The organism is Oceanobacillus luteolus, from assembly GCF_023715655.1.
In the GTDB taxonomy this organism is placed as follows: Bacteria; Bacillota; Bacilli; order Bacillales; family Amphibacillaceae; genus Oceanobacillus; species Oceanobacillus luteolus.
In genome coordinates, this window is the sequence record NZ_JAMBON010000064.1 from 1 (window position 1) to 10588 (window position 10588).

At 38.6% G+C, this 10588-nt stretch carries 12 protein-coding genes, 1 pseudogene and 1 riboswitch; of the genes and pseudogenes, 7 read left to right on the forward strand and 6 right to left on the reverse strand.

The features are described 5' to 3' along the window. The first annotated feature begins 133 nt into the window (after positions 1-133). Both M3210_RS18805 and M3210_RS18810 read left to right on the forward strand, forming a co-directional pair. A complete protein-coding gene (locus M3210_RS18805) occupies positions 134-538 on the forward strand; it encodes a VOC family protein (RefSeq protein ID WP_251517626.1) in 405 nt (134 codons plus the stop codon). A 47-nt stretch (positions 539-585) separates the two neighbouring features. Continuing rightward, a complete protein-coding gene (locus tag M3210_RS18810; protein ID WP_251517628.1) occupies positions 586-1131 on the forward strand; it encodes a Rossmann-fold NAD(P)-binding domain-containing protein in 546 nt (181 codons plus the stop codon). Positions 1132-1166: 35 nt separating this feature from the next. Here M3210_RS18810 and ribH read toward each other — a convergent pair whose 3' ends face one another. From ribH to M3210_RS18835, 5 genes and pseudogenes are all read right to left on the reverse strand, one after another. Beyond that, the gene (gene ribH / locus M3210_RS18815; protein WP_251517631.1) at positions 1167-1640 is read right to left on the reverse strand and encodes a 6,7-dimethyl-8-ribityllumazine synthase; all 474 of its coding nucleotides are present in this window, start codon (positions 1638-1640) and stop codon (positions 1167-1169) included. A gap of 64 nt (positions 1641-1704) precedes the next feature. After that, positions 1705-2292, reverse strand: a pseudogene (gene ribB / locus M3210_RS18820) (3,4-dihydroxy-2-butanone-4-phosphate synthase); the annotation flags it as partial. A 16-nt stretch (positions 2293-2308) separates the two neighbouring features. Further along, entirely contained in the window at positions 2309-2962 is a 654-nt protein-coding gene (gene ribE, locus M3210_RS18825) for a riboflavin synthase (protein ID WP_251517635.1), read from the reverse strand. Between the two features lie 228 nt (positions 2963-3190). Further along, positions 3191-3338: riboswitch (FMN riboswitch) on the reverse strand. 84 nt (positions 3339-3422) lie between these two features. Then, entirely contained in the window at positions 3423-4220 is a 798-nt protein-coding gene (locus M3210_RS18830; RefSeq protein ID WP_251517638.1) for a cytochrome c oxidase assembly protein, read from the reverse strand. Then, the gene (locus M3210_RS18835; protein ID WP_251517641.1) at positions 4220-4705 is read right to left on the reverse strand and encodes a DUF2243 domain-containing protein; all 486 of its coding nucleotides are present in this window, start codon (positions 4703-4705) and stop codon (positions 4220-4222) included. Before M3210_RS18835 ends, M3210_RS18830 begins: the two co-directional genes overlap by 1 nt. A 153-nt stretch (positions 4706-4858) precedes the next feature. On the opposite strand from M3210_RS18835, the gene M3210_RS18840 reads away from it, so the two are divergent. Continuing rightward, positions 4859-5200: a VOC family protein gene (locus M3210_RS18840; protein WP_251517645.1), complete on the forward strand. Its 342-nt coding sequence runs from the start codon at positions 4859-4861 to the stop codon at positions 5198-5200. Positions 5201-5339: 139 nt separating this feature from the next. After that, complete coding sequence (locus M3210_RS18845; protein WP_251517647.1) at positions 5340-5540, forward strand: hypothetical protein; 201 nt, start codon at positions 5340-5342, stop codon at positions 5538-5540. 290 nt (positions 5541-5830) lie between these two features. On the opposite strand, the gene M3210_RS18850 is transcribed toward M3210_RS18845, so the two are convergent. Continuing rightward, complete coding sequence (locus M3210_RS18850) at positions 5831-6547, reverse strand: phosphatase PAP2 family protein (RefSeq protein ID WP_251517649.1); 717 nt, start codon at positions 6545-6547, stop codon at positions 5831-5833. A gap of 127 nt (positions 6548-6674) precedes the next feature. Between M3210_RS18850 and M3210_RS18855 the strand changes: the two genes are divergently transcribed. The 3 genes from M3210_RS18855 (at position 6675) to mgtE (ending at position 9913) form a co-directional block, all read left to right on the forward strand. Continuing rightward, positions 6675-7316 carry a helix-turn-helix domain-containing protein gene (locus M3210_RS18855; RefSeq protein WP_251517652.1) on the forward strand — a complete coding sequence of 214 codons (642 nt, stop codon included), beginning with the start codon at positions 6675-6677 and terminating at the stop codon, positions 7314-7316. Between the two features lie 90 nt (positions 7317-7406). Beyond that, positions 7407-8543 carry a putative lipid II flippase FtsW gene (gene ftsW, locus M3210_RS18860; protein WP_251517657.1) on the forward strand — a complete coding sequence of 379 codons (1137 nt, stop codon included), beginning with the start codon at positions 7407-7409 and terminating at the stop codon, positions 8541-8543. A gap of 14 nt (positions 8544-8557) precedes the next feature. Beyond that, a complete protein-coding gene (mgtE, locus tag M3210_RS18865; protein ID WP_251517655.1) occupies positions 8558-9913 on the forward strand; it encodes a magnesium transporter in 1356 nt (451 codons plus the stop codon). Positions 9914-10588: the final 675 nt, after the last annotated feature.

Below are 10588 nucleotides of genomic sequence, written 5' to 3' on the forward strand. Positions count from 1 at the left end.
AAATGATCCTAAGACCATTATCTAGGAATATCCCAGAGCGTCCAAGTCATTTGACATATCAACAGGTTGATTAACAAGGGAAATAATAGGCGGAAACTAAGTGCCTAAACATAATATACGAGGAGGATTTTTCTTGTCAAAAGGGGTCATTCACCATATTGAAATTTTTGTATCGGACCTCCATAAGACCGTAGAATTTTGGGGTTGGTTTCTTGAAGAATTGGGCTATACTCCATTTCAGGAATGGGGAAGTGGACGGAGCTGGCAATTAGGTGATACATATATTGTTTTTGTTCAAGCAGAGGAACGATTTTTAAACGTTCCGTATCATCGTTCCCGAGTCGGACTTAATCATCTCGCATTTCATGGGCAATCACGTCAGCATGTGGATGACATGACTGAGAAGTTAAGGAATAGAGGTGTTAACCTTCTTTATCCTGAAAAGCATCCTTTTGCCGGTGGGGAAAATCATTATGCCGTTTATTTTGAAGACCAGGATAGGATAAAGGTCGAACTTGTGGCACCTGAAGGCGGATGATTTTAGTTGGAGTATTTATTATCAATGTAATTGGGGGAGAATTTGAATTGATTAAAAAGCACGCTCTAGTAATAGGCGGAACAGGAATGCTGAAAGATGTTTCACTGTGGCTGGCAGAGCAAGGATACATCACCTCGGTTGTCGGAAGGAGTGAAAATAAGCATTTGGATTTGAAGAATCAAGCAGAAAATCCGGAGGTAATCCGAAGCATCATGGTGGATTACAACCATCATGATGCTTTGGAAGAGGCAATCAAAAATGCGATAGAACAAGATGGCCCCATATCGTTAGTGGTGAGCTGGATACCTTCTTATCCAGCGTTGGAGTTGGTGGATAAAATAATTTCGCAACATAGTAATACTTGGAAGTTGTATCAAGTAAAAGGCAGCAGAAGATATTTTCAGGATGACCCTTTACATCTCTCGTCCAATTGTGAACATCACAAAGTTTATTTAGGTTTTGTTTTGGAGGATAATCATTCGCGGTGGTTGACTCATAATGAGATAGCAAAAGGGGTCATCAGGAGTATCGAGAATGATTCCAAAGAGTCCATTGTAGGTCAGCTTCATCCGTATGAAAAACGTCCACAATAAAATAAGAAGCAGGATATTCCTGCTTCTTAGATAGATTAAATCTCATTTAAGCTTCTATAAAGATTACCCATTTCAATTGCTGTAACAGCTGCTTCAAATCCTTTGTTGCCCGCTTTTGTTCCAGCTCGTTCGATTGCCTGTTCAATGGAATCGGTTGTCAGAACTCCAAATATGACCGGTACATCGCTATCTAATCCAGTGTTAGCAACACCTTTTGTCACTTCACTGCTTACATAATCGAAATGTGGTGTTGCTCCTCTAATGACGGCACCTAACGTGATGACTGCATCGAATTTACCTTTATCGGCCAACTTTTTAGCTGCCAGTGGAATTTCGAATGCACCTGGTACCCATACAATCGTAATATCTTCTTCGTTTACCCCATGTCTACGGAGTGCATCTTCTGCTCCGCTCAGCAATCTATCCGTAATAAATTCATTAAATCGTCCAGCTACAATCGCTACTTTAAGTCCAGTTCCAATTAAATTTCCTTCGATAATGTTTTTCATTTATATTTCTCCTCTTCTCATTTTATCTGTTATGTGATACGGCCCATTCAGTTTGAACGCTTAAATAATGAATGAGATCTTTAATAGTAATCATTTTCAAATCAAATTTCTCAGCTACGAGCTGTAGATCATTTACCCGGGCCATCGTTCCATCTTCATTCATGATTTCTACAATGACTCCAAGCGGTTTGGCTCCGGCGAGTTTAGCTAAATCAACCGCAGCTTCTGTATGTCCCGGTCTTTCTAACACACCACCGTTTTTCGCGACGAGGGGAAAAATATGTCCTGGTCTTCTGAAATCTTCTGGTGAAGAATCAATTTCACACATTTTTTGAATCGTTAGGGAGCGCTCGTAAGCACTGATGCCAGTTGTCGTTTGAACGTGGTCGATACTGACTGTAAAAGCAGTTTCATGATTATCGGTATTGTTCTCTACCATCGGATGGAGATTCAGTTTTTTAGCAATACTTTCCTCAATAGGAGTACAAATCAAACCTCGACCTTCTTTGGCCATAAAATTTATCGTTTCTGGTGTGATGTAATCAGCCAGGCCGATAAAATCCCCTTCATTTTCCCGATCCTCATCATCACAAACGATAATGACTTTTCCAGATTTTAATTCTTTTACTGCATCCTCGATAGTGGCAAACATACAACCATCCTTTCTATTACATAAAGCCGTTTTTACGTAGGAACTCTGTAGAAATATCTTCCTTTGGTGTTGCCGCTTGCTCTGATTTTCTTAGGAAAGAATAAAGATATTTTCCGATCATATCAAATTCTATATTAACGATATCACCTGTATCTTTTAATCCGAGAACCGTTTCTTTTGCGGTGTGCGGGATAATAGAAACAGTAACGATATCTTCTCGAATGCCGAACACGGTCAAGGAGGTACCGTCCAGTGCGATAGAACCTTTCGGTAAGATGTAATGGATATATTCTGGTGGAAATGAAATATCAATATAGATGGCATTTTCACTAGATTTTTTTCGAACAATTTTTCCAACGGTATCGATATGGCCGGAAACAAAATGCCCGCCAAATCGGCCGCCTGCTCCCATTGCCCGTTCCAGGTTTACTTGCGAACCAGGTTTTAAACGAGAAAGGGAAGTATCTTTATACGTTTCAGGCATCACATCTGCCATAAATGAACGGTTACCGAAATCCGTTACGGTTAGACAAACTCCATTCACAGCGATACTATCACCCAAATTTAAATCGCTCATGATGATGTCACCTTGAATGATGAGGACCAGCGTATTTCCTTTCGTCGTAATTTTTTCAATGGTCCCTAGTTCTTCAACTATACCAGTGAACATGAATAGCCTCCTTTCTATTTTTTTAAAAATGATTAAATGGAATATGGTTAGCTTCGGGGTAAGCAGTCGAGAAGAATGTTGGATGGATGAATCTGCAGCTATGCCAATGAAGAGTATAGAAACACGAAAATAGAGACGTGTCTCCTCATCAATTAAAAATCTCCCTATCTAATCGATAGGGAGATTTTTGCATACGTAAATAAAAGTCCTAAAAAATATGGACTGATCCGTTTCCTTCTCCCATCCAGACTTTACTGTCGGCTTTGGAATCTCACCAAAATCCACCGGTATCAGATAGCTGACACCGGGTCACGGGCTTAGAGAAAAAAATCTCATCACCGCCGGTTGGGAATTTCACCCGACCCCGAAGGAATTCTATTTAATTATTTTCTATTTTATCATAGATGGATACAAAGTAAAGACAATTAGGAAAAATAGCTGTTTAGTCATAGATTTTACGTTAAATGGAAGCTAGCTTTTGTTTGCGATGCACTCGCGGTTTTGTCGCTTTGTACCATTGCGCGCACAGGATAATAATAATGATAAGATCCACTGCATCTCCACCATAATACATAATCATGCCGCCAACCTCCGCTTCATATGGGGGGACCCCAATCGGCGGGGTATAATAAATATATTTGGACAGTATTCCGTGCGCGGCCAGAGCAAGAACTAAAATGATCGAACGAGAAAAAAAGCTTCTGCGGTGTGGAATGGGATCGATGTAAATCATCGAGACTGTAAACAAATAGCCAGCTAAAAAAACATGAAGATGGACAACGATATGCAGCCACATATACTCATGCATCATCACGTAAAGGTTCGTTGTATAGAGTACCCAGAGACCCCCTATATTCAATGTGGAAGTTACAAGTGGATGACTTAGAAACTCGGCAATTTTACTTCGGAACAGTTTTGTCACCCTACGTGCTTGCCTTACGGGCAGAGACCGTAGAAGCAGCGTCACCGGTGCACCAAGTACCATTAGGAGCGGACCTAACATGCCAAGCAGAAGATGACCAATCATATGTACCCGAAAGTCTGTATGTGATAACTCTGCAAGTGGACCAGCAACTGCAATGAGAGAAAGGAACGACCCACTTACCCAGAGAAAGGCTCGATAGATTGGCCATTTTCGTCCTTGTTTATTTGTATATATCATCATGAACAAGTAGATGACGATACCGAGAATAAAAGGGAGCGAGAGAATGATTTCTGCGGTTTGTGGAAAGTCATTTCCGTGATGTGGATGCGCCATTAAGAATTGCTCCTTTTCAACATGTGCCTAGTTTTTAAAGTAACAATGATACCGATGATAAGGATGACTGCTGCGATACTGTTCCAAACGACATCATAGAGGAAAAGATTATCCGTGTCGTAGCGAATCTGATGGACCTTTAAAATTTTATGATGCACAATCCCATCATACAAATTAAAGCCCCCAGCACCTAAAAGGACACCACCATACCATCTTTTCAACCAAAACCCATTCCTTCTGCGCAAGTCAGCAACCATAAAGAGAGATCCGACTGTCGCAAACCAGCTAAAGGCGTGAAACAATCCGTCTGACAGCAGTCCAATCTCTGTCGTCGATTTGTCGTAAAAATGATGCCAGCCGAGGATTTGGTGAAATAGTGCTTCATCCAAGAATGCAACCATTCCAAGACCGAATAAAACTCCCGACCAGAGATTGCGTGATGCGTACTGTATTTTATATGCTTGTTCCTTGCCACTAATCTCCATCACATCTACCTTCTTTCTTATAAAACCAGCTTTACGTTAGTTTAACCCAAAAATGTGCGTGAAAAACGCCACCGAAGAAATGTTAGAAGGAATATACGCAGTGATGTGGAAGTAATAAGTGGTAAAAATCTGAATGGATAGGAGTGCTGTGTTGTGTTTGAAAGAATCGACACGATATGTCTCACTGTAAGTAATATCGAAGAAGCAACCGCTTGGTATGAGAAGTTAGGATTTACTGTTTCGTTTAAAGGGGAAGGGTACCGTGTTTTAAACGTCGGAAATAGTGGGGTTCCCTTAACGATTGAAGAAGGAGTGGTGACGAATAAAGATCATTCCATTTACCCGATTTTTTATACGAAGGATATTAACGATACGTATCTCCAATTAGAGGGAAAGGGTGTACGAGTTACTGGGATACAAAGTGATGGTCACAATCAATTCTTTGATTTTTATGACCCCGACAATAATAGATTACAAGTCTGCTTTTGGAAGTGAATGCTAACTCTTGCCTATTAATTCTTGAATTGGACATAGGAGACTTCATTATATTTAAGTAGGTTTAGTAAGTTTATCTATACTCGTTATTTCACCTCCGCATATTCTATATTACTCCTATGAAAAAGAGGTGATTAGTATGTCTGAAGAGAGAAGAAGACGCGAACGCGATGTCTTTATCGATGCGGATAACGTATTCATTAATGCCGACAGAGTGGTTGTTCGTGCAGATGATATCCAAGTCAAAGAGAACAGAGACCGACACGACCGACATGATAGACACGATCGTCATGACGAACGCAGAGGCGACCGAGATAGAAAAAGAGACTTCTGGTGGTAATCCATCCTTTTAATCGGACCACCAGGATTTTTAGGTTTCCTTGATCGACGAATAGCTGAAGTAAAGATATCTACTTCAGCTATTTTTTTATTTTCTAAGATGTAGGGAAAGGTGAAAAGCAGTTAGCCGCAATTTTCTAATCTCATTTCTAATAAATGGGTTCGTTTAGATAAATATAAAAACACGATAGGTTATAGTAATTAATAAGTAATAATCTATAAATATTACATATATAGCTACCTAGATTTGATCATAAGATGTTGAAACCTCTAAAGTGGTTTCTGGTGACGTTAAGAACGCTGTTCCAATACACTGTCTTCACTAAATAATTCGCTTTGATCTGCTAATCCAAACCGTTCCAGGACATGCCGTAATAAAAGGCTCAGTTTACAATAAACCCCAAAAGAAACAAAAACCACAGATGCTCCGTATAGGAAACCGGCAATAACATCAGTCGGATAATGTACCCCTAAATATATTCTGGTGACAAGAATAAATCCAATCAAACCAAGTGTGATGAAGCCAATGACTATTCGTTTCCACAGCCCTCTCATTAGAAGAATAATTGCCAATCCTATAATTCCATAAAACACAGTTGCTGCGGTGGCGTGGCCGCTTGGAAAACTTTCTGTCGTCTTTTCCATTAACGGAAGAATATCCGGTCGCTCCCGATCAACTACTTTTTTAATTATTTTTGTAAGGATGGCTGCCCCAAACAGTATAGTCCCACCTAACCATAGTCCTGTTGCATACCATTTTTTGAAGAAAAGAAAAAGCACTAGAATGATTGTTAATCCAATGACAAGTCGAATGTTACCTATCTCTGTTAAGGTTGATAGAATTGCCGTTTTGCTGGTTGTTATATTTGATTGAACAGCTTCAATAATAGCTAAATCAAGCGATTGTAACCAACTGATTTCGATATGGACTCCCCAGCTCATCATCCCAAACATGATGAAACATAATAATCCGATGAGAATAAATAAACTACTTGGTAGCTTTTTCATGCCCTTACCTTCTTTCTTTCTCTGAAAAATAAAGATGATTTTACTAGTTTATCGCATTGTTGACATTTTGTCACCAAAGCTGTATCCTTCTAAATGAATCTAAGCTTGAGATAGAAAGGAAGGTTATATGGAAAACCATGCTAATTTTAATAGACTCTTAAGGCAGCTAATGGAGGAAAAATCTTTATCGGTAAGAAAGTTAGGGCAGATTTCTGGAATTGACCATGCCACTATCTCAAAGATTATGAATGGTAAACGAAAAGCGAATCTAACACACTTAGAAAAACTTTCAAAGAGTTTGGATGTTGGAATGACAACACTTCTGGAAGCGGCGGGATATGAAACGGATTCCAAGAAGGAAGATGCGAAAGAAAATCAGGATATTTTAAAAACGATACAACAGTTAATAAAAACAACCGGTGTATATGATGGTGAATTTACGTTAGACCAGGTGAATAGAGAAATAGATAAGTACAAGCAGATCAGCCAAACAGATGAAGGCAAAAAGATGATTCGGCAAGAGTTTCAAGCTAAACTTAACCGACTTGATGGAAAGGGTCCATATGTAGAGAAATTACAATGGATGAATTCTCGAATTACAAAGCAAAATGGGACAACTCGACAACTTGTCTTTATGGGGGCTGCTTTACTATACTTCATTGTCACCACTGATTTACTACCAGATTATTTATTGCCTATTGGATTACTAGATGACGCATTTATCGTTCAAATCATTTCTCAGCAATTGGAAAACAATAGATTATCGTAATGTTAAGGATGAGAGTAATGGAATTGAATCCTTTCTCCTCTGTTGTCTATGATCTTTAGTAAGAATAGTAATCTCTAGTAAAGGGGGCGGATTAAAATGAAATCCATCATCCTGAAAAGGTTAAAGAACTTGGATTATTCGTTGCTGGTTGCTATTCTATTGCTCGCGGGATTTGGACTGATGATGATTTATAGCAGCAGTAGCACACTCGCATATTTAAATTATGATTCAAGCCAATATTTTTTCGTTAAACAATCTCAATGGCTGCTCTTAAGCCTTTTCTTTTTAGTGTTGACCATATTTATCCCGTATCAACTTTATAATAAACTAAGTCCATTACTAGTACTTTTTTCCATTGTGTTGTTAATTCTTGTCTTAATTCCTGCTTTTGGTGTAGAGAGGAATTATTCACAACGCTGGATTCAAATGGGCTCTTTTCAATTCCAGCCAACTGAGTTCATTAAATTGTTTATGATTATCTATTTTGCATCCTTTTATTCGAAGAAACAGCGGATCATCAACCAATTTAAACATGGTGTACTTCCACCTTTACTGATTTTAGCGATCGTCTTTCTATTGATCTTACAACAGCCAGACTTAGGCTCAGCAGCATTAATATTATCGGCATGCGGGATGATTGTTATCTGTTCTGGGGTTAAGTTTCGGCATTTATTCATGCTAGGCACTGTCGGTGTATTAGGCGTTGGCTACTTTGCTTATTCTTCTCCATACCGGTTGGAAAGGTTAACCTCTTTCAGGAATCCTTTTCAGGATCCATTTGGTGATGGGTATCAATTAGTCAATAGCTATTTAGCCATTGGAACAGGAGGGCTCAAAGGGAACGGATTAGGGGGGAGTATCCAAAAGCTAGGATTTCTTCCGGAGGCTCATACTGATTTCATTATGGCTGTTACATTGGAAGAGCTTGGAATCGTCGGTCTCTTTATTATCATTGGAACTTACATATTTATTATGCTTCGAGGTATACAGATTGCTAAAGGGTGTCAAAAGATGTTTCCTAAATTACTTGCAATTGGGATAACCTTTCAAATCATGACTCAGGTTGTCATTAATTTAGGTGCAGTTTCTGGAATGCTCCCGATAACGGGAATTCCACTCCCATTGATTAGTTATGGAGGATCATCTATCTTGATAACGATGATTTCATTTGGTATATTACTTCATATTTCGACAACAAATAGAAGTACGGAATCCCATCAAACTTAGAAAGGGGGATTTTCATGTTACGTTCAACTGAAAGTCGACTCTTACACAAGGTTATCCAAGCTATAAAAGAAGATAATAAACAAGTTTTTGAAACAACCATAGAAGAATTACAACCCTATGATTTAGCGCAATTATATGTGAATTTTCCAGTATCCGATAGAAACAAATATCTTAGTTACTTATCGCTTGATCAATTAGCGAAACTCATTCAAGCATTAACGAATAAGGAACAACTGGAAGTTCTGAAAGCATTAAGCGTTGAAAAAACTTCACAGGTGCTCGAGCGAATGGATAATGATGATCTTGTTTCCTTGTTAAGTAGTTTGGAACCGGATAAAATCAAGAAATTATTAGCCGGGTTGAAACAAGAAGCTTCTGACATGATTCAAAATCTGATGAAATATCCTCCTGAAACTGCTGGTCGGATTATGAATAATCAATTTGTATGGATCTATAAATCTTATACCGTCCGCGAGGCAGTCGATAAATTAAAACATTTTGCCGAATTAGCCGAATACCTGAACTACCTTTATGTTATTGATGATCGAAAGAGGCTGGTTGGTGTCGTATCTTACCGCGACTTATTGCTTGCTGATCTATTTGAAAAAATCGAGGACATTATGAAGACGAGGGTAGTACATGTAGATGCATGGATGGACCAGGAAAAAGTAGCGCAGTTAATACAGCGCTATGAGTTTGTTACGATGCCAGTTGTAAAAGAAGACCAGACTTTACTTGGTGTGGTAACGGTCGATGATATCATTGATGTTGTTTATCAAGAGGCAAATGAAGATATTGAAAAGTTATCTGCTTCAGGAAAAGCGATTGATTTTACTACCAAACCACTTGTTGCCGCTTCCCGGCGTTTAACTTGGCTGATTTTACTTCTATTCATCGGGATTGTCTCCGGGAGTATCATTGCCAGTTTTGAGGAGACGCTTGATCAAGTCGTGGCCCTGGCGTTTTTTATGCCTATGATAGCGGGGATGACAGGGAATACAGGTACGCAATCGTTGGCGGTTGTTGTGCGTGGTTTAACGACGAATGATTTGGGCTGGAAACAAGTTATTAAATTGATTATAAGAGAATTATGGGTTGGGATCATCATTGGGGTCGCATGCGGAATACTTATATTTATTATTGCACTGATTTGGCAAGGCAGTGCTACATTAGGATTTGTTATTGGTATCTCGTTGCTCTGCACACTAATAATTGGTACCCTGGCAGGGACGATTATTCCACTCATCCTCTACCGCTTGAATATAGACCCGGCGGTAGCCTCAGGTCCACTAATCACCACAATTAATGACATTCTTTCCTTGCTCATTTATTTTGGAATCGCAACTTTATTTATTTCAAAGTTAATGTGACAGGATGGTTAACATGTAACTTTTACGGAAGAAGCAATAGGGATAAATTCTAAAAAAGGAAAATCATTTTTTTTGTTGAATTTATTATATAGAGAGAGATTTGATTTATTGATGGAGGAATCTAAAGTATCTGCTTATGATAGGTATCTTATTAGGAGAACTTCTAAATAAAGGTTATTGGAACTATATTTAAATAAATGGGAGTAATTGAAGAGAAGCGCTATTGCTTTGACTAGTAGAAGTGATGGAGGTGTCCCCAATTTTTAGAAAGGTAAGATCAATTATAGGGTTGATTGGTTGTGTTTTATTATGCTTATTAGGTATTTCACAATTAATTGCAGAGGATTCAAATGGGATATTCATTCCTATACTTTTTGCAGTCGGAGGCTTTATAGGAACGATTGCTGCGTTTATAGAATTAAGGAAAATTAATACTTGATAAACAGTAGTTGTGATTTGAGGCAGTCGATAATTTGGGACTGCCTTTTTTTATGAGAATTGAATGTATTTTTTCTATATTATGGTAAAATTATGGTGGTTATATTGACAAAGACCTGCGGTGATATGTCAAGAGTAAAATAAATGATTATTGAGTTATCAAGGTTCAATTATCTTAAAAAAGGCAGCACTAAACTAACCCAGTAATATTTACAGAATTTACTGGATATTGTCAGA

Bases quoted from the DNA above. Each gene is read 5' to 3' on its own strand.
- ribH (WP_251517631.1), bottom strand. From the start codon at position 1,640: ATGAAAAACATTATCGAAGGAAATTTAATTGGAACTGGACTTAAAGTA.
- ribE (WP_251517635.1), bottom strand. From the start codon at position 2,962: ATGTTCACTGGTATAGTTGAAGAACTAGGGACCATTGAAAAAATTACG.
- M3210_RS18830 (WP_251517638.1), bottom strand. From the start codon at position 4,220: ATGGCGCATCCACATCACGGAAATGACTTTCCACAAACCGCAGAAATC.
- M3210_RS18835 (WP_251517641.1), bottom strand. From the start codon at position 4,705: ATGGAGATTAGTGGCAAGGAACAAGCATATAAAATACAGTACGCATCA.
- M3210_RS18845 (WP_251517647.1), top strand. From the start codon at position 5,340: ATGTCTGAAGAGAGAAGAAGACGCGAACGCGATGTCTTTATCGATGCG.
- M3210_RS18850 (WP_251517649.1), bottom strand. From the start codon at position 6,547: ATGAAAAAGCTACCAAGTAGTTTATTTATTCTCATCGGATTATTATGT.
- M3210_RS18855 (WP_251517652.1), top strand. From the start codon at position 6,675: ATGGAAAACCATGCTAATTTTAATAGACTCTTAAGGCAGCTAATGGAG.
- mgtE (WP_251517655.1), top strand. From the start codon at position 8,558: ATGTTACGTTCAACTGAAAGTCGACTCTTACACAAGGTTATCCAAGCT.